Origin of the sequence: Gordonia sp. HS-NH1 (assembly GCF_001418765.1) — a bacterium.
Taxonomy (GTDB): Bacteria; Actinomycetota; Actinomycetes; order Mycobacteriales; family Mycobacteriaceae; genus Gordonia.
Genome location: NZ_LIYC01000041.1, coordinates 1 through 17,399, shown reverse-complemented (window position 1 = coordinate 17,399; position 17,399 = coordinate 1). Strand labels below are relative to the sequence as shown.

Sequence of the window (17,399 nt, the reverse complement as noted above, 5' to 3'; positions counted from 1 at the left end):
AGGGAGCACCGCCATGCCGAAGCCCACCGCAGACTATTTCGCCCGCCTGGGTGCGCTCGTCGCCATCGACGACGCCGCGAGTCGTCCCACGCGCCCCGTCCTCGAGGCGTTCAGCGGGACGGAGATGGCGACCATTCCCGTCGCCACCGCCGAGGATCTCGAGGTGGCGGTCGCCCGTGCCCGCCAGGCACAGCAGGGGTGGGCGGCCCGCACGCCGGCCGACCGCGCCGCGATCATCGATCGGTTCTCCGAGCTGGTCCACCGCAACGCGGCGTCGCTGATGGACATCGCGCAGGCCGAGACCGGCAAGGCGCGCATCTACGCGCAAGAAGAGGTCATCGACGTCGCGATCACCGCGCGGCACTACGCGACGAACGGACCCAAGCTGCTCGCCGACCGCAAGGTCAAGGGCATGCTGCCGGGTGCGACCAGCGTCCGTGTGCGCTACCTGCCCAAGGGCGTGGTCGGCATCATCAGCCCGTGGAACTACCCGCTGACACTGGCCGTGTCCGATGCGGTGGCGGCGCTCATCGCCGGCAACGGCGTGGTCATCAAGCCGGACAGCCAGACCCCGTACTGCGCACTGGCCCTGGCCGAGTTGCTGTACGAGGCGGGCCTGCCGCGCGAGCTGTACGCCGTGGTGCCCGGCCCGGGCGGGGTTGTCGGACAGGCGATCATGGCCACCACCGACTATGTGATGTTCACCGGCTCCTCGGAGACCGGGGCGACCCTCGCCGAGCAGGCGGGGCGTCGGCTCATCGGTTTCTCGGCGGAGCTCGGCGGCAAGAACCCGATGGTCGTCACCGCGAGTGCGGACATCGCCAACGCCGTCCGGGGTGCGGCGCGCGCGTCGTTCTCCAACTCCGGGCAGCTGTGCATCTCGATCGAACGGATCTACGTCGACAAGAAGATCGCCGACGACTTCGCCGAGCGGTTCGCCGCCCATGTGTCGACGATGAAGCTGTCGGCCTCCTACGATTTCAGCGCCGACATGGGCTCGCTGGCCTCGGCCGCCCAGGTCGACACCGCCGAGGCGCACGTCGAGGATGCGGTCGCCAAGGGCGCGAAGGTGCTGGCCGGCGGGAAACGACGAGCCGACCTGGGCCCCTTCTTCTTCGAGCCGACGGTCCTCACCGACGTCACCGACGACATGGTGTGTTTCGGGAACGAGACCTTCGGACCCGTCGTCTCCGTCTACCCCGTCGACTCCACCGACGAGGCGATCAAACTCGCCAACGACACCGACTACGGCCTCAACGCGAGCGTCTTCGCCGGTAGCAGCGCTGAGGCGCAGGAGGTCGCCGAGCAACTCCGGGCCGGGACGGTGAACATCAACGAGGGCTATGCGGCGGCGTGGGCGTCGACGGCGGCCCCGATGGGTGGCATGGGCATCTCCGGGGTGGGACGCCGCCACGGCGACGAGGGCCTGCTGAAGTACACCGAGCCGCAGACCATCGCCGAACAGCGCTTCATCGGCATCGACCGCATGCCGGTGGTCCCGACGAACATCTACCGCGCCATCACCCCGGCCGCTGTCCGCGCGCTGAAGTACCTGCCCGGCCGTTAGCGCCCGGCGGCGCCTCCCGCCCCCCGAGTGAGCCGATTGTCCTGCCCGATCGGTGTGAGCGTGGTTACGGTAGCCCCGTGACCCGGAGCCCCCGCATGCGCAGAGACCCCGTGACCCGATCCCGCCGGACGCGTCTGGGGGTGCTGACCGCGGCAGTGTCGGCAGCCCTCGTCGGGACGCTGGTGTCCGCGCCCGCCGCCGATGCGGCACCGGCCCTCCAGGTGACGACCGTCGCCGACGGGCTGAGCATCCCGTGGGGCGTCGTGGTCGCTCCCGACGGGACCGTGTTGACCGGCGAGCGGTCGGGACGGTTCGTCGCGGTGCGCCCGGGAGGACAACGCGTGAACGTCCGCGCCGACCTGTCGCGCATCTTCGCCGAAGGCGAGTCGGGGCTGATGGGACTCGCCATCGATCCGCGTTTCGCACAGACCCGCCGCGTGTACTCCTGCCAGGCGGAGGCGACCGTGCCCGGTGCTCCGGGTGCGCCAGGGTCGTTGTCGAACATCCCGATCGAGTTCCCGCAGACCGGGCAGACCATCAAGGTCGTGTCCTGGCGGGTCGGCTCCGACTGGACCCAGATGGCCCGCGAACGCACGGTGCTGAGCGGGATTCCGGTCAACTCGTCGGGACGCCACGGCGGTTGCGGGCTGGCGGCGACCGCCGACGGTCTGTGGATCGGAACCGGCGACAACGCCACTCCGTGGATTCCGCAGTCTCGTACCTCGCTGGGCGGCAAGGTGTTGCACATCAGGCTCGACGGCACCCCGGCTCCGGGCAATCCGAACCCGCGGAGTCCGATCTACAGCCTCGGGCACCGCAACGTCCAGGGCGTTGCCGTCCAGCCCGGCACGGGCCGCGTGTACGCCATCGAGCAGGGGACGACCCGCGACGACGAGCTCAACCGCATCGTCGCCGGGGGCAACTACGGGTACAAACCCGATCGTCTGCCGGTGATCTACGACGAATCGGTGCCGATGACCGATCCGGTCCGGGTCCCGGGTGCGATCGGCCCGGTGTGGAGCTCGGGCGACACGACGATAGCCCTGCCGGGCATCGCCTTCCTGCCCGAGACCGGCTGGGGCGCGTACAGCGGCGGTCTCGTGCTCACGGCACTCAAGGGCAAGCGACTGGTGTTCATGAAGCTCTCCGACGACGGGCGACGCGTGGTCTCGGAGACCGAGGCCTTGAAGGACGCGCACGGCCGCCTGCGCGGGGTGGCCGTCGCGCCCGACGGCTCACTCGTCCTGACGACCAGCGACGGCGAAGGTTCGGATCGCATCCTGCGTGTGCGCTGGAACGGCTGAGGCATGTGCGACGACGCGATCGTCGAGCACGTACACGAGGAAGCGCGCCGGATGTCTCGTCGTACGGCACTGCGGGTGGCTGCCGGGGTGGCGACGGGGATCTCGGCCTCGGTGGCCGCGGGAGCCGGACTGGCAGCTCCCTCTCGCGGAGCGCCGGGTGACGCATCGGCCGGGCGGATCGTCGACCTCACCCACACACTCTCACCGACGTTCCCGGTGTGGCCGGGCAACCCGCCGATGGTCACCGTGCCGACATCCCGTGTGCGGGCGGGGAATTCGGGCTTCGCGACCAACTGGGTCTCGTTCGCCGAGCACACCGGCACCCATGTCGATGCGCCCGCCCACAAGATCGGGGGCGGGATCACCGTCGACCGCATCGATCCGGCCGACCTCGTAGCGCCTCTCGCGGTGATCAGTATCGAGTCCAGGGCACGCCGAGACCGGCGGGCCGAGTTGACCGAACGCGATGTCGAGGACTGGGAGTCGAGACACGGGCGGATTCCCCGCGGCGCGCTGGTCGCGCTGCACACCGGGTGGCAGCCGCGAACCGGTGGCGCGGACGCCGCTGGTTACTCATCCGCCGCGGTCGGCATGCTCGTGACCGAGCGGGGAGTGGTGGCCATCGGGACCGACACGCTCAGCGTCGACGTCCGCGGCGCCACCGGTGCCCACACCGCGATCCTCGGCAGCGGGCGGTACGCCGTCGAGGCGATGGCGAACCTGGAAGCGGTTCCGCCGCAGGGCTCGACCGTGATCGTCGGCGCCCCGAGGTTCGCCGGCGGAACCGGCGGTCCGGCGCGCGTACTCGCAATGGTGTGAACGGTCCACGTGTGAACGGATACGAAAGGTCATCGATGACGACACGCCTCACCCGGTTCGATCGCGGGCCCTTCACCTTCGATGTCACCGATGCGGGGCCGGCCGACGGTGAACCGATCGTACTGCTGCACGGGTTCCCCCAGCGGGCCTCGTGCTGGGAGCTGGTCGCGCCGACGTTGCACCACAACGGGTTCCGGACGCTGGCACCGGACCAGCGCGGCTATTCGCCCGGCGCCCGGCCCACACGGAGACGTGACTACGTCCAGGGGGAGCTCGCGGCCGACGTGGTCGCCCTGCTCGACGCCGCCGGCATCGGACGAGCTCACATCGTCGGCCATGACTGGGGTGCGATCGTCGGGTGGACGGTCGCGGCGAACCATCCCGACCGGGTCGCAACGCTCACCGCGTTGTCCGTGCCCCACCCCGGGGCGTTCCTGCGCGCCATGCCCCACGGCCAGATCTTCCGCTCCTGGTACATGGCCGCATTCCAGGTCCCGGTGCTGCCCGAGAAACTCCTCGGCGCGGCGATGCGGACGCAGCCGGATTTCGGTGAGCGGATGGGACTCCCGCAACCGTTCGCGTCGCGGGTCGCGACCGAGATCGGCGACTCCGGCGCACTGCCCGGCGCGCTGGGGTGGTACCGCGCGATGTTCCTGCCGGACAAGCGAAGCACGCCACGACCGGTGCGGGTCCCGACCACGTTCGTGTGGGGCGACGCCGACATCGCGATCGGCCCGGCCGCGGCCCGGTTGTGCTCGGGCTGGGTCGAGGCGAACTACGAGTTCATCGTGCTGCCCGGCGCCGACCACTGGTTACCGGAGGCCCACCCCGACGACGTCGCGGCGGCGATCCTCGCCCGCGTCACCGACCATCGGACGCGAACCGGCTCGGATGCAACGGATTCGACCCCGGCCCACGGTACGGACACCGCGTCACCGGCCGGCGGTCCGTCAGCGCAGGATTCGGCGTAACACGACGAAGACGATCAGGGCGACCGCGGCCGCCAGCCCCGCGAATGCGGGCGTCAGATTGGTGGTCGGGGGTTCGGTCGGGGAGCCCGAGCGCAACTGAGCGAAAGTCGCACGGGCGGCGTCGGATTCGGCGACCACGTCGACCGGCGGGTGTGCGGGCTCAGACGTCGGTGCGGGCGGCGTGGCGGCCGGAGCCGTGGAGGCCGGCTCCGGGGAGCGGGTCACCGGCAGACTCGACGATGACACCGGGGCCGACACCTGCGGCGCCTCGGGTTCGGGAGTCGGCGCCTGCGTTTCCGGCACGGGCGGGGCCGACTTCGGTGGTGCCTTCTTCGCCGGCGCCTTCTTGGCCGTCGACTTCTTCGCCGGTGCGACGCCGGCTGCCTTCTTCGCCGGGCTCTTCTTGGCCGGCGCCTTGGTCGGGGATGTCTTCTTCGCGGCCTTCTTCGGCGGGAGCTTGTCGCCGCCCGACTCCGCGGCCGCTGTCTCCGGCGTGGCTTTCTTCGCCGGCGTCTTCTCGGCCGCCTTCTTCGCTACCGGCTTCTCGGGTGAGGGTGCCGAGGCCGGCGCGTCGGCGTTCGGATCGCCAGGTGTGGCGATCGGGAACAGTGCCTGCTCGTCGCGGTTCGGGTCACCGCCGGACGGCGTGACATTCGGATCCGGCTCGGTCATACGGTGCTCCCTCGCAAGTGTCCGGCATGCGCTCGGCGACTGCTCCGCCGCGCGGCCCGTTCGGGCCCATCCTAGTGGGTCGGCACCCTCACCCGACGAGGGTCGTGGCCCCTGGGCGGTGCCTGCAGAGCCCGCAGGGGACTCGCGTCAGGAACGGACGCCGAGCCGGGCGAGGATGTCGGCGTCGACCGCTTCGAGCTCGTCGGCGATGGACTTGTGGGCGGTGCGGCGCTGACCGGCCGACATCGTCTCGGCGGTCTGCACCGCGATGTCGAGGTTGTCGAGGCGCTTGGTCATCGCCGCGACGAAGTCCTTGGCATCGGCACTGGTGTCCTGCGCGACGACCTTCTCCAGGGCAGTGCGGGTGGTGGCGATCCGTGCGGACAGGCTGGCGCCGTGACCGCTGAACTGGCGCAACACTTCCGGTGAGACCCCCGCGCGGTTGGCCTGCAGCGTCGAGAGCTGCTCACGTCCGGCGACTGCGGCCCGGTAGACGACCGGTGCGGCGATCGGTGCCACGAGCCGCGCGACGGTGAGGTAGCGCTTCACGCTGGCCGGGCTGAGCGCCTTCGCGTCGGCAGCTGCTTGCGCCTCGACGGCGAACTTCTTCGCCTCGGCCTTGCTCACCTTCGTCTGGGACTTGGCGAGCTGCTTGGCGGTCTTGCGCTCGGCCTTCATCTCCTTCTTGAAGTACTTGTGCTCGTTCTTGCGACGAGCCTTCTGCTCCTTGCGCCGCGACTTGGCATCGAACTTCGCCTCCAGCTTGGCTTTCGCCTTGAGAGCCTTGGCCTCTGCCTTGCGCTGCGCACGAGTCGTACCGTCGGAGGAGAACAATCCCATCGAATGCCCTTTCGCTGCTGCCGAGTAGACCGCAGTCGACCCCCGGCCCGCTCCCGTTCCGCTCCCGGCGCCGGTCGACCGGCTGGCTCGCCCGCCCACGGCGCCGCACTTCTGTGGCCCCGCTCGCTTCGCTCCCGGCGTCAGGTGCGCGTGATAACAAGTACAAGCATGACATGTGGTTGTATCCGACCACGTGTCTCCTCCGCTCGAGCCCAGAAAGGGATGGCGTGGCCCCTGTCGTGTTGTCGCCGCGCGACCTCGCTGGTTGCGAGCACCGAGTGGCTCTCGACTTCGCCCACAGCAGACGTCCTGCCGAGGAGCCCGACCCGCCGGGTGTGCAGCGTCGTAAGGAGGCCGCCGCCGATCACCGCGCCGCGGTCCGCGAACTGCTTCGCGGCGTGCACAGCGACCAGCCCGGCGTGTTCGTGGTCGTCGACCCCGACGCGAGCGCATCGGACCGCGTCGCGGCGACGCTTCGAGCCTGCGACGACGGTGCCGAGTGGATCTGGAACGCGACGCTCCCCGTCGACGAGGTGCACGGGCGGCGCGGCCACTCCGAGCTGCTGGTCCGGGTCGGCGAGGGATACGTCCCGGTCATCGTCGTCAACCACCGCGTCAGCCAGCCGGCGAAGTCGGCTCCGGACCCGGACGGACGTCCGGCCACCCTGGTGACCAGTCCGTTCTGGACGTGGGCGCCGAGTCCCGATCCCTATCGGACCGGCCGGCCGAATCGTCGGGACAACCTCCGGCTGGCACAGTTGACCGCCATGCTCGTCGAGCTCGGCAGGGCGTCGTCGACCGACTCGGCGGATCTGCGCGGCGGCGTGATCGGCGTGGACGCCGACTGCATCGTCGTCCTGGACACCGGAGCCATGCTCGAGGACTACTCGGCGATCCTCGAGCGCCGGCTCGCGGTCGCGGCGGGGGAGATCCCGACCGAGCCCCGCCGGATCAGCGAATGCCGCTCGTGTCCGTGGTGGGTTCGCTGCGGACCCGAGTTGGAGGAGAAGCGCGACGTCAGTCTCGTGGCGACCGGCAACCAGGGAGCGGTGCTGATCGACGCGGGGATCACGACGATCGATCAGCTCGCCGCGCAGCGCGGGGCACCGCCGGAGGGATGGCCGGGCGGAGTCCGGTTCGGGGACGCGATCATCAATGCGATCGCCTGGCTCACAGGCACCGAGCTCGTGCGTCGCGTCGACTCGCCCCGGGTCCACCGCGCGGATGTCGAGATCGACGTCGACATGGAGAGCTACGGCGAGCACGGCGCGTATCTGTGGGGAACACTGCTCACGGACACCACCGATGAGTCGGTGCCCGTCGAGTATCGCCCGTTCGTCACCTGGGATCCGCTGCCCACCCGCGACGAGGCACGGTCCTTCGCCGAGTTCTGGGGTTGGCTGATGGCGCAACGGGATGCTGCGCGAGACGCCGGCAAGACGTTCGCGGCCTACTGCTACTCCCAACAGGCGGAGAACCGGTGGCTTCTGGGGTCGGCCGACCGCTTCGCGGGTGAACCGGGCATCCCCGCTCGTGCCGAGGTCCAGGCCTTCATCGGATCGTCGGAATGGGTGGACATCTACGAGGCCGTCGGCGAGAACTTCATCTGTCCCCGCGGCAAAGGACTGAAACGGGTGGCGCCGGTGGCAGGATTCTCCTGGCGCGACGACGACGCGAGCGGGGAGGCGTCGATGGAGTGGTACCGGGCGGCCGTTGCGCTCGGCGGTGGACGTCCCGACGATGGCCAGCGTCAGCGCCTTCTCGAGTACAACGAAGACGATGTGCGCGCCACCAAGGTCCTGCGCGAGTGGATGTCCGACGGCGCGGCCGCGCAGGTGCCCCACGAGCGGGATCTACTCGAATGGTCACCCGTTGCGCCGGCTCCGGCCCGGGCTGCCGTCGACACCGGCGGACACCACCGGGGCTGAACCGAGAACGAACCGGCCGGGAACGAACCAGCAGGGAACGAACCAGCAGGGAACGAACCAGCAGGGAACGACTCAGGGACGCATCGACCGTAACGAGTCGAGGAACGACCCGCTGCCGAACAGGGCGACGGCACCCAGCAGGAGCAGCGCGCCCGGCGCCACCCCGAGGACGAACTTCCGCACCGACGTCAACGTCGAACCATCCGAAGTACCGGTCGACGCCTGAGGTGGACCCGCCGGCGGTTCCTGCGCACCGGCGACCGTCTGCGAATCGTCGGTGTCGTCGGAAGAAGGGCGGTCGGCCCTCGACTCGCCCGCCGGACCCGAGGACGGAGGCGTTCCGGACGACTCCGCGGACCCGCCGCCGCTCGGTGGCGCAACCGACGGCACGTCGCCGCTCGCGGGCCCGGATTCCGCGGGTGCCCCTGCTGGATCGGACCCGCCTGCGTCGTCGTCGGAGGTCGGCGTGGCGGCCTCCGGCTCGCGGGTGCGGCTGACGGTGACGCCGCCCTCGCCGTCGCTCCCGGACGAGGTCTGCGGCTCGGTGCTCGTGGGCTCGGTGCTCGTCGGGTCCGGATCGTCGGTCGTCGTTGTTGTCGTCGTGTCGCTGGTCTCGGTCGTTTCGCTGGTCTCGCTGGTCTCGGTCGTCTCGGTGGTCTCCGTCGTCGGGTCCGATGTGCCGGTCGTCGGCGTCGGTCCGCACTCGCATCCCGAGGGGAACGACGGCAACGAGGGCTCGTCGGTGTCTTCGGGATCGGTGGTCTCGGGATCATCCGTGGTCGCCGAGCCGCCGGGTTCGTCGGTGTCGGTGGAGTCCTCGTCGTCGGTGGCGTCGACGTCGGTGTCCGCATCGGTGTCCGTGTCGGTGTCGGCATCCGTGTCGGCGGAACCGGCCGAGTCGGACCCGGACGCGCCGGGGTCCGACGGCGCGGGCGACGCGACACCGGGCGCCAGAGCGATGAAAGCGATCGCGGCGATGACGACCAAGAGGACGGCGAGGCCGCGTGGCCTGCTGCCGGCATTGGGGCCGGAAGGGAGACGGTGGGTCATGGCGTCAGGCGTACAGTCGATGGGGACAGAGAGCGCCGCCGACACTGCGGGGCAGACCGCCGCCCGCTCCGGGTCGGAGCCAGATGTTCACCCGCCGGATCCGTGTCTGCAACCCATGACCCCCAAGAATGTGAAGAACGCCACACTATCGATCGTTACACCATCTTCACAGGTGATACGCGCCGAGTGCGGCGGTCCGGTACTTTCTGATCGTACCGATCGTTGCAATGGCCGTGTACAGCGGGCTTTAATGCTTGCAAATTCAAATTTTGCATTTCGGAGAAGAGTGTCATGACTTCAGGAGGGGCGGAGAAGCCTATGGGCGACACCGGACGCACTGACACCGATCGTTCGAAGACCACGGACACGGATGCTCTCGACCCCGGGCTCTTCGCCCGGCGGCTCGAAGAGCTGTTCCGCACTGTTCCGGGGCCGAACGGCCGGGCGTACAGCGCGAAAGCGATCGCGGCACGATCGACCGAACGGGGATTCCGGCTGGGCGAGTCGTATCTGAGCCAGTTGCGATCGGGGAAGGCCAAGTCCCCGTCGTTCCGCACGGTCGAGGGCATCGCGGCCGCTTTCGGGGTCGACGTGCACTATTTCCTCGAGGATCGGGCGGCGCAGCGCACCCGCGACGAGATCGACCTGATGCGGTTGCAGGCCGACACGAACGTCCAACTGGCGGCATTCCGTCTGGCCGGGCTGTCGAGTGACTCGGTCACGGTGGTCAACGAGCTGATCAAGGTGCTGCGTGAGCAGCAGGGCCTGCCCAAGGACCCGCCGGACGTCATCGCGGCCGGCCTGAGTGACAGCAAGCCGTCGGCCGATTCGCGCCTGCGCGTCGTCGGGGACAACAGCGACGACTGACCGCGACCGAGGCGTTCGCGGAGCCTGATCAGTCCGGACCGAGGGGTGTCGGCCCGGACGGGCCCGAGAGGTCGATCGCCGTGGGTGGGTCGCGGCGCCGACGGCGCTCGTGCTTCGATGAGGCCATGCGTCGATCAGAGCGCGCATTGCGTGCATTGTGCCGCACCACGTTGAAGGGGCTGGATCTCGATCTGCCCCTCGACGTCACTCAACTGTGCGACCGATACGGCGAGCGTCGCGGCCGGCCGATCCGGCTGATCGCGCATCCCTTGCCCGCCGGTGTGCCCAACGGCATCTGGTTGGCTGCCTCCGACGCGGACTACTTCTTCCACCAGGCCGAGACGTCCCGGCTGCACCGCGACCAGATCGTCATCCACGAGTTCGGACATCTGGTCGCCGGCCACCAGGTCCTGGGGGAGGCCTCGGCCCAGGGCATCGCCGCTCTGAGCCAGGACGAGTCCTCGGCCGCGCTACGGCGCACGTGCTATTCCGACGACGCGGAGTGGGAAGCCGAGATGCTGGCGTCGTTGATCCTCGGCTGGGCCGAGGACGCCAGCACCGGCGTCGGGAGCACCGCCGCGCACGACGAACTGCGCGGCCTGCAGCGCCTGCTCGGCGGCCACCGGGGATGGTTGTGACATGCCGGCCGGTTGCGACCGCGGTGAGAATGTGAGTCCCTGTTGGGCGTGATCACTGTCGCGGGCGGGGGCCCGACGGTCCATCCGGTGTCGTGGGGCGTCCCTGCATCCGAGGTCCAGACGTCGTCGGTCGATCTGGCGTCGGGTGTGGACGTCGGGATCGGCGCGGTCAATGCGGTCGCCGCGGTCGTCTTCGCCTTCGCGTTCTGCTGGCGTCTCGATCAGATCCGGCGCGCCGGGTGGGGGCTGCAGCCGTTGGCGATGATGGTTGCCGTCGCGGCGCTGACCCTTGCGTTCGTCGTCGTCGACGACTCGGTTGCCGACGTGCTGAACGAGGTCGGGTTCGCCGGCCTGTCCAGGGTGGCGTTCTACGCACTCCTCGCGATCGGGGTCGCGGCGCTCGTGGTGGTGTTCTTCTTCCCCGGACAGGTCACGCGCGAACGTCGGGCCGGGTGGGAGGCGTTGCCGCTCGTGATGGCCCTCGTCGGTCTGCAGGTGACCATGCTGGTCATCCCGGTGGAGATCCGCACCGCGACGATCGACGAATGGACCGTTCAGAACTGGGGTTTCGCGCTCTTCATGCTGATCGCCAGCGGCTACCTGACCTACGGTTTCATCGCGTGCGTCAACAGTGTCCGCAAGTTCTACGTCACGGCGGACGGCTATCTCCGTGTGTCTCTTGGTCTTTTGATGACCGGCCTGACGTGTCTTGCGATCGGCGCCGTGTGCCAGGTCGTGTTCGTGGTCGTGTCCGCGACGAATGTCGTTCGGTCCCCGTGGCTTCTGACGACGAACCGGGTCGTCGCCGTCGTCGGTGTCGTCGCGTTCCTGATGGGGATCAGCTACCCGATGGTCTACGCGCGGATACAGACGGTCGCCGCCAACCGGCGCCGTCGACGGCTCGACACCGAACTGCTGCCCCTGTGGCGACTGGTGACCGACGCGGTCCCGGAAGTGGTGCTACCCGACGCCGGGCGACTGGCGCCGACCACACGTCTGCATCGGCGCGTCGTCGAGACCCGGGACGCGTTGACCCAGTTGAGTCCTCGGATTCCGGCGGTGTTCTCCTATGCCGAACCGGAGGTGCAGGCGCGGCTGTTGCGCGCTGCCGTCGCCGAGCACGATCCGCGGGACGGCACCGGCGGCGCCGTCCGAGACCTGGCCCCGGCAGAGGGCGACGGACTCGAGGCCGACGCCGCTCCACTGGTCAGGCTGGCCCGCGCAGTGGTGGCGCAGCGGGATGTCGAGGAACCGGCCGACCGGTGATCGGCCGGCCGGCTCCTGCGCGACGGGGTCGCCAGGTCACCTCGGGGCCATGCGGATGGCACCGTCCATGCGGATGGTCTCGCCGTTGAGGTAGTTGTGCGTGACGATGAACTCGGCGAGCTGTGCGTACTCGTCGGGCTCCCCGAGACGCTGCGGGAATGGGATGGCCTCGGCCAGGGTCTTCTGGAACTCGGGGGTCACGCCCGCCAGCATGGGGGTGCTGATGGTCCCGGGGGCGATGGTGCAGACGCGCACACCGATGCGCGCGAGGTCGCGTGCTGCCGAGATGGTCATCGCATGCACGCCGCCCTTCGACGCCGCGTAGGCGATCTGGCCGATCTGACCCTCGAACGCCGCCACCGATGCGGTGTTGATGATGACGCCGCGCTGGCCGTCGCCATCGATGGTGGATTCCTCCTGCATGCGGTTGGCGGCCAGCCGCATGACGTTGAAGGTGCCGATCAGGTTGATGTCGATGACCTTGCGGAAGAGGCCGAGTTCGTGGGGGCCGTTCTTGCCGAGAATCCGTGCGGCCCAGCCGACGCCCGCACAGTTCACCGCGACGCGCAACGGCGCCCCGGATTCGGCGATGGTGTCGATCGCGGCCTGGACCTGAGCCTCGTCGGTGACGTCGGCGGCGATCAGCGTGACACCGTCGGTGGGCGCGGCCTTGTCGATAGAGGCCTGCAGGTCGAGACCGAAGACCTGGGCGCCGGCTGCGGCGAAACGCCGTGCGGTGGCGGCGCCGAGGCCCGAAGCCCCGCCGGTGACCAGTACGGAAGCGCCTGAAACGTCCATTTGTGAGTGATCCTTTCGCGGTACCCGACCCGTTCTCCTGCCGGCCGCGTCACCGTCGTCGGCGACGCCGCTCCGGCTCATGCTGCAGTTTCACGATAGTCAGGTGTCGTGAAGGACCCTCGATCAGCCCTCGGTTCTACCGAACGAGCGCTCGGGCGCGTTCCTGGACGCGGAGGCGGTTCTCGCGGCGGATCAACACCACGCCCCACTCCGGTGATGACCACGACAGCGCTGAGGGTGCCGGCGATCACGGGTACCGACGCACCGATCAGCCCGTCCGCGATCAGCCATGTCGCGAAGGCGAAGAACAGTACGGCCGCTCCGATGGCGATGACGCGCTCGGGGAGGTGGCGACCCAGCAGGACGCCCACCCCGATGGCGAGGGCGTCGGCGGCGACCATGCCGAGCGTGGACCCGATCCAGACCCCCAGCCAGTCGTTGTCGGTGGCGAGTGTGATGGTCGCGAGCATGGTCTTGTCGCCGAGTTCGGCGAGGAAGAACGCCGACATGACCGCGAAGAACACCGAGGCGCCGACGCGGGTCGCCCGGTTGGACTCCTCGTCGTCGAGCCGGTCGCCCCGCAGGGTCCACAGGCCGAAGATCAGCATGGCGAGTCCGGCGAGGATCGTCAGGAGTGCGGTGGGGATGGACAGTCCGAGGAAATGGCCGAAGAAGACCGAGACCGCGTGCACCGCGGTGGTGGCCACGGTGATCGCGAGGAGGACGACCCACCAGCGGTAGCGCAGGGCATAGGTCATCGCCATCAGCTGTGACTTGTCCCCGAGTTCGGCGACGAAGATCACGCCGAAGCTCAGGAGCAGGGCAGCAATCACGGACGCCAGGTTAGTCAGCCCGAACTCGCCGGTGCAACTCGTCGAATGCCCGTATTTCCGCAGGTAGGGGCATCAAAATCAAATGTTCGGGTGCCCGTGATCGAACGCTCTGGCGGCCCGTCGAAACGCCTTCGGGGAGCCTCGGCGCCCTACGCTGCGAGAAGCATCGCGAGCACCGCGGTGTCGGGGTCGGCGTTGGGGTCGATCCCCACCTGATTGCGGAGGTTCACCACGGTCCCGTCGGCTTCCGCCTCGGCCCAGCCCGCCCGGTGCTCGAGCCCGAGTTCGGGGAGACCGGGCAGCAGCACGCACCCGGAGGCGACCTGTGAGCACTCGGGCAGCGACGGGCGCGTCTGCGATGGCGGATGCAGCATGACCAGAGCCGGCGGATTGTTCAGGAACCGGCCCGCCTCGACGAAGCTGTCGTCGACGACGTTGCCGATCGCGACCATCATGCCGACGGCGTCCGCCTCACCCTGTTCGGGACGCTGCTCGACCACGCCGAAGATCGTCGTCGTCGACAGGAAACCCGGCCGGCAGGCGATGCGGACCGAGGCCACGAGTGTCTGCGTCCACTCGAGCGTCGACTCCGGCCAGCGGCCGGAGATGAGAATCCCGTTCAGGGTGCCCTCCTGCTGGAACGGGGTGAGACCGATCGGAATCGACTGCATCATGTCCTCCTCCGGCCCGGGCGAGACCTCGCCGATGATCCACGGACTGGGGACCGATGGCCGACCCGGGTGAAAAGACCATCCGCCCGCAGCGAGACGCCGACAACTCGAATCACCGTGTTGTGATGGATCTTTAACATGCGAACGACCGACAGCCCCGGCTCGGGGGCGCTGTCCCCGCCGGTCGGGACGACGACACCAGGCACACTGGACCGGTGAAGAACTCGCCCCCGCTGCGTCCGATGGAGTTCGCGTCCGTCGCGATCTTCGGCGGACTGACCGTCGCGGCGGTTGTCATCGCGTCGGTCATCCCGCTGGCCCAGGCGGCCGGACTGCTCGCCCCGGTGCCGCTCGCACTCATCGCGGCGCGCACCCGGCCGCGGGCCCTCGTCACCGCCACCGTGGCCACCACCGCGGTCGCGTTCGCGATGGCGGGGACCGGCGCGATGGCGACCGTCCTGGGTTCCGCGCTGGTCGGAGGGCTCGTCGGAGACATCAAGCGCCGGGGCCGGGGTATCGGCGTCCTGGGTGTCGCGACACTCGTGGCGTCGCCGTTGCTCGGCGGGATCTCCGTGCTGATCCTGCTCGTGCTGGTGCCCCTGCGCGAGTTGACGATCGAGGCCATGACCAACTCCATCCACGGTGTCGCGAAGTGGCTGCACGGATGGGGACCGACCGGGGGCGTCGCCGACGGGCTCGACACCATGAGCCGGAGCATCGCCGACCACTGGTGGGTGTGGGTCTGGGTGTCGGGGACCGTGGGCACCGCGATCTCGCTCGTCGTCGCGTGGTGGATTCTCGGTTCCGTCATCGGGCGGTTGCGAGATGTGCCGAGTGAGGACACTCTCGACGCCGTCCCGTCGGGGTCTGCTCCGGCCGCGTCCGCCGGTGCGCCCCACGATTCGGGCATCGCGCCGCTCCCCGTGGTCTTCGACCACGTCGGATTCGCGTACTCGCCCGAGGCCCGCCCGGTGCTGCACGGTATCGACCTGCGGATCGATCCCGGTGAGTTCGTCGCCGTCGTCGGCGCCAATGGGTCCGGGAAGTCGACGCTGGCCAAGATCATCGCCGGCCGGCCCGCGACGACGGGTACGGTCCACCGGCCGGGCCTGCCGGGTCTGGGTGCGCAGGGCGGGACCGCTCTCGTCCTGCAGCGTCCCGAGATCCAGATGCTGGGTTCTCGCGTCGCCGACGACGTCGTGTGGGGTCTGCCGCCCGGCGTCGACGTCGATGTCGAGGCGCTGCTCGCCGAGGTCGGACTCGCCGGCCTCGGTGACCGGGAGACCACAGACCTGTCCGGCGGCCAGCAGCAGCGGCTGGCGATCGCCGGCGCGCTCGCGCGGGACCCGCAACTCCTCATCGCCGACGAGGTGACCTCGATGGTCGACCCGGAGGGTCGCGGACAACTGCTGGCGTTGCTCGCCGGTCTGCCGGCGCGCCGTGGGATCGCCGTCGTCCTGGTCACCCATCGCGGCAGCGAGGCCGCGGCGGCCGATCGGGTGATCCATCTGGACTCCGGGCGCCTGGTGCCGCACGCGCCGGACTGGATGCCGAGTCCCGACGCCGACCTGGCTGCGCCGGCGCAGGCGATGCGCCCGTCGCTGCCGCCCGCGCCGACCTCGCGGATCGGTGGGCCGCTACTCGTTCTCGACCAGGTGGGGTACGCCCATCTGCCGGGCTCGCCGTGGGAGGTCGTCGCGCTGCAGGACATCTCGCTGACCGTCTACCGCGGCGAGGGGTTGCTGATCGTCGGCGGCAACGGGTCGGGCAAGACGACCCTCGCGTGGATCATGGCCGGACTGCTCCCACCGGGGACCGGAACGTGCCGTCTGCTGGATACCCACGAAAAGATCAATCCCGGAACAGGTTTCGACGCAGGCACGCCGATGACCGAGCGTGTCGGCGCGGTCGGGCTAGGTTTCCAGCACGCACGGCTGCAGCTGCAGAAGGTCACCGTCGCCGACGAGATCATGGCGGCCGGCGGCGAGAAGGTGGGCACCGCCGAGGTCGCCCGCGTGCTCGAACTCGTGGGGCTGCCACGTCAGATGGCGATCACCAAGGTCGACGCGCTGTCGGGCGGGCAGATGCGACGTGTCGTGCTCGCGGGCCTCATCGCGCGTCACCCCGATCTCCTCGTCCTCGACGAGCCGCTGGCCGGTCTCGATCCGCCGGCCCGCGAGGAGATCGTCGCCCTGCTGGCCCGATTGCGGGCCGAGGGCATGACGATCGTGATCATCTCCCACGACTTCGAATCCCTGGAGTCGGTGTGTACGCGACGGGTCCGGCTCGTCGACGGCCGGCTGCTACCCGATTCGCAGCACATGATCGACCAGGCGACCGGCTGGGACGGAGGAATCCGATGACGATGCGTACCGTCCCCCTGCGGCAGGTGCCGGGCAACTCGTTCGTGCACCGGCTGTGGGCGGGGACCAAGCTCGTGATCGTGCTGATCCTCGGGATCATGACGTGGGTGCTGCCGTCGTGGCCGGCGCTCGGGATGGTTGCCGCGATGGTCGTGATCACCGCGCTCGTGGCGGGAATCCCGTTGGGCGCCATACCGCGTCCGCCGTGGTGGTTCTGGGGACTGATCGGGATCGGCGTCGCGTTCAATGTGTCGTTCGCCGGCATTCCCGGTGCCCTGGTGTTCCTGCGTGCGATCACGCTTGCCCTCGTCCTCGTCGCCAGTTCGATCCTCGTCATCTGGACCACCCCGATGGCAGACGTGGCGCCCGCCCTGGCGCGGCTGATGCGCCCGCTGCGGTGGCTCCGGCTGCCCGTCGACGAGTGGGCGGTGGCGATCGCGTTGTGCCTCAGGGGTCTTCCGCTGCTGATCGAGGAGTTGCGCATGTTGCGCGCCGCGCATCGGCTGCGTCCCACCACCAGGGGACGCAGCGATCATCCGTCGGCGGAGATGGGGATCATGGACCTGATCACGGCGGCGATGTCCTCGGCTCTCCGACGCAGCGCCGAGATGTCCGAGGCGATCACCGCCCGCGGCGGCACCGGCCGTCTGACCGCCCATCACGCCGGTCCCGGGCGCGCAGATGTGCTGGCGCTCAGCATCATCGTGCTGGCGTGCGCCGTGGCGATAGTGGTGACGCTCATCCTGTGATCGGTACCGGCCCCTCCGCTCCCTGATCCGACAGAATCACACACCCCCTGGTCCCTGAGGTGC

At 69.6% G+C, this 17,399-nt stretch carries 16 protein-coding genes; 10 read left to right on the top strand and 6 right to left on the bottom strand.

Annotated features, from left to right (window positions below):
- Window positions 1-13: 13 nt before the first annotated feature.
- From AMD30_RS20330 to AMD30_RS20315, 4 genes are all read left to right on the top strand, one after another.
- Window positions 14-1,567, top strand: coding sequence for a succinic semialdehyde dehydrogenase (locus tag AMD30_RS20330; RefSeq protein ID WP_010843998.1), 1,554 nt, complete (start codon window positions 14-16; stop codon window positions 1,565-1,567).
- Between the two features lie 95 nt (window positions 1,568-1,662).
- A complete protein-coding gene (locus tag AMD30_RS20325) occupies window positions 1,663-2,871 on the top strand; it encodes a PQQ-dependent sugar dehydrogenase (RefSeq protein ID WP_051129838.1) in 1,209 nt (402 codons plus the stop codon).
- Between the two features lie 3 nt (window positions 2,872-2,874).
- Window positions 2,875-3,690: a cyclase family protein gene (locus AMD30_RS20320; RefSeq protein ID WP_010843996.1), complete on the top strand. Its 816-nt coding sequence runs from the start codon at window positions 2,875-2,877 to the stop codon at window positions 3,688-3,690.
- 35 nt (window positions 3,691-3,725) lie between these two features.
- Window positions 3,726-4,661, top strand: coding sequence for an alpha/beta fold hydrolase (locus AMD30_RS20315; RefSeq protein WP_010843995.1), 936 nt, complete (start codon window positions 3,726-3,728; stop codon window positions 4,659-4,661).
- Here AMD30_RS20315 and AMD30_RS20310 read toward each other — a convergent pair.
- Both AMD30_RS20310 and AMD30_RS20305 read right to left on the bottom strand, forming a co-directional pair.
- Window positions 4,641-5,333 (bottom strand): hypothetical protein, encoded by a 693-nt coding sequence (locus AMD30_RS20310; protein ID WP_010843994.1) that lies wholly within the window; start codon window positions 5,331-5,333, stop codon window positions 4,641-4,643. The two genes, AMD30_RS20315 and AMD30_RS20310, sit on opposite strands and share 21 nt — an antisense overlap.
- Window positions 5,334-5,480: 147 nt before the next feature.
- Window positions 5,481-6,173 carry a DUF6474 family protein gene (locus AMD30_RS20305; RefSeq protein ID WP_010843993.1) on the bottom strand — a complete coding sequence of 231 codons (693 nt, stop codon included), beginning with the start codon at window positions 6,171-6,173 and terminating at the stop codon, window positions 5,481-5,483.
- Between the two features lie 227 nt (window positions 6,174-6,400).
- On the opposite strand from AMD30_RS20305, the gene AMD30_RS20300 reads away from it, so the two are divergent.
- Entirely contained in the window at window positions 6,401-8,101 is a 1,701-nt protein-coding gene (locus AMD30_RS20300) for a TM0106 family RecB-like putative nuclease (RefSeq protein ID WP_035717964.1), read from the top strand.
- A gap of 72 nt (window positions 8,102-8,173) precedes the next feature.
- Here AMD30_RS20300 and AMD30_RS20295 read toward each other — a convergent pair whose 3' ends face one another.
- Window positions 8,174-9,151, bottom strand: coding sequence for a hypothetical protein (locus tag AMD30_RS20295; RefSeq protein ID WP_055476887.1), 978 nt, complete (start codon window positions 9,149-9,151; stop codon window positions 8,174-8,176).
- A 291-nt stretch (window positions 9,152-9,442) separates the two neighbouring features.
- Between AMD30_RS20295 and AMD30_RS20290 the strand changes: the two genes are divergently transcribed.
- From AMD30_RS20290 to AMD30_RS20280, 3 genes are all read left to right on the top strand, one after another.
- Window positions 9,443-10,018 carry a helix-turn-helix transcriptional regulator gene (locus AMD30_RS20290; protein ID WP_014924902.1) on the top strand — a complete coding sequence of 192 codons (576 nt, stop codon included), beginning with the start codon at window positions 9,443-9,445 and terminating at the stop codon, window positions 10,016-10,018.
- A 125-nt stretch (window positions 10,019-10,143) separates the two neighbouring features.
- Window positions 10,144-10,656, top strand: coding sequence for a hypothetical protein (locus AMD30_RS20285; protein ID WP_035717958.1), 513 nt, complete (start codon window positions 10,144-10,146; stop codon window positions 10,654-10,656).
- Window positions 10,657-10,743: 87 nt separating this feature from the next.
- On the top strand, window positions 10,744-11,922 hold the full coding sequence (locus tag AMD30_RS20280; protein WP_035717976.1) for an MAB_1171c family putative transporter: 1,179 nt from the start codon (window positions 10,744-10,746) through the stop codon (window positions 11,920-11,922).
- A gap of 36 nt (window positions 11,923-11,958) precedes the next feature.
- Here the strand turns inward: AMD30_RS20280 and AMD30_RS20275 are convergent, their stop codons facing one another.
- From AMD30_RS20275 to AMD30_RS20265, 3 genes are all read right to left on the bottom strand, one after another.
- Window positions 11,959-12,720, bottom strand: a complete 762-nt coding sequence (locus AMD30_RS20275; protein ID WP_010843987.1) for an SDR family NAD(P)-dependent oxidoreductase — start codon at window positions 12,718-12,720, stop codon at window positions 11,959-11,961.
- A gap of 77 nt (window positions 12,721-12,797) precedes the next feature.
- Window positions 12,798-13,553: a TMEM165/GDT1 family protein gene (locus AMD30_RS20270; RefSeq protein ID WP_156354348.1), complete on the bottom strand. Its 756-nt coding sequence runs from the start codon at window positions 13,551-13,553 to the stop codon at window positions 12,798-12,800.
- 149 nt (window positions 13,554-13,702) lie between these two features.
- The gene (locus AMD30_RS20265; RefSeq protein ID WP_014924907.1) at window positions 13,703-14,224 is read right to left on the bottom strand and encodes a hypothetical protein; all 522 of its coding nucleotides are present in this window, start codon (window positions 14,222-14,224) and stop codon (window positions 13,703-13,705) included.
- Window positions 14,225-14,439: 215 nt separating this feature from the next.
- Between AMD30_RS20265 and AMD30_RS20260 the strand changes: the two genes are divergently transcribed.
- Together AMD30_RS20260 and AMD30_RS20255 are read left to right on the top strand one after the other, a co-directional pair.
- On the top strand, window positions 14,440-16,587 hold the full coding sequence (locus tag AMD30_RS20260; protein WP_010843984.1) for an ABC transporter ATP-binding protein: 2,148 nt from the start codon (window positions 14,440-14,442) through the stop codon (window positions 16,585-16,587).
- Entirely contained in the window at window positions 16,584-17,336 is a 753-nt protein-coding gene (locus AMD30_RS20255; RefSeq protein ID WP_010843983.1) for an energy-coupling factor transporter transmembrane component T family protein, read from the top strand. Before AMD30_RS20260 ends, AMD30_RS20255 begins: the two co-directional genes overlap by 4 nt.
- Window positions 17,337-17,399: the final 63 nt, after the last annotated feature.

Bases quoted from the DNA above. Each gene is read 5' to 3' on its own strand.
- AMD30_RS20330 (WP_010843998.1), top strand. From the start codon at position 14: ATGCCGAAGCCCACCGCAGACTATTTCGCCCGCCTGGGTGCGCTCGTC.
- AMD30_RS20325 (WP_051129838.1), top strand. From the start codon at position 1,663: ATGCGCAGAGACCCCGTGACCCGATCCCGCCGGACGCGTCTGGGGGTG.
- AMD30_RS20320 (WP_010843996.1), top strand. From the start codon at position 2,875: ATGTGCGACGACGCGATCGTCGAGCACGTACACGAGGAAGCGCGCCGG.
- AMD30_RS20315 (WP_010843995.1), top strand. From the start codon at position 3,726: ATGACGACACGCCTCACCCGGTTCGATCGCGGGCCCTTCACCTTCGAT.
- AMD30_RS20310 (WP_010843994.1), bottom strand. From the start codon at position 5,333: ATGACCGAGCCGGATCCGAATGTCACGCCGTCCGGCGGTGACCCGAAC.
- AMD30_RS20305 (WP_010843993.1), bottom strand. From the start codon at position 6,173: ATGGGATTGTTCTCCTCCGACGGTACGACTCGTGCGCAGCGCAAGGCA.
- AMD30_RS20295 (WP_055476887.1), bottom strand. From the start codon at position 9,151: ATGACCCACCGTCTCCCTTCCGGCCCCAATGCCGGCAGCAGGCCACGC.
- AMD30_RS20290 (WP_014924902.1), top strand. From the start codon at position 9,443: ATGACTTCAGGAGGGGCGGAGAAGCCTATGGGCGACACCGGACGCACT.
- AMD30_RS20285 (WP_035717958.1), top strand. From the start codon at position 10,144: ATGCGTCGATCAGAGCGCGCATTGCGTGCATTGTGCCGCACCACGTTG.
- AMD30_RS20275 (WP_010843987.1), bottom strand. From the start codon at position 12,720: ATGGACGTTTCAGGCGCTTCCGTACTGGTCACCGGCGGGGCTTCGGGC.
- AMD30_RS20265 (WP_014924907.1), bottom strand. From the start codon at position 14,224: ATGCAGTCGATTCCGATCGGTCTCACCCCGTTCCAGCAGGAGGGCACC.
- AMD30_RS20255 (WP_010843983.1), top strand. From the start codon at position 16,584: ATGACGATGCGTACCGTCCCCCTGCGGCAGGTGCCGGGCAACTCGTTC.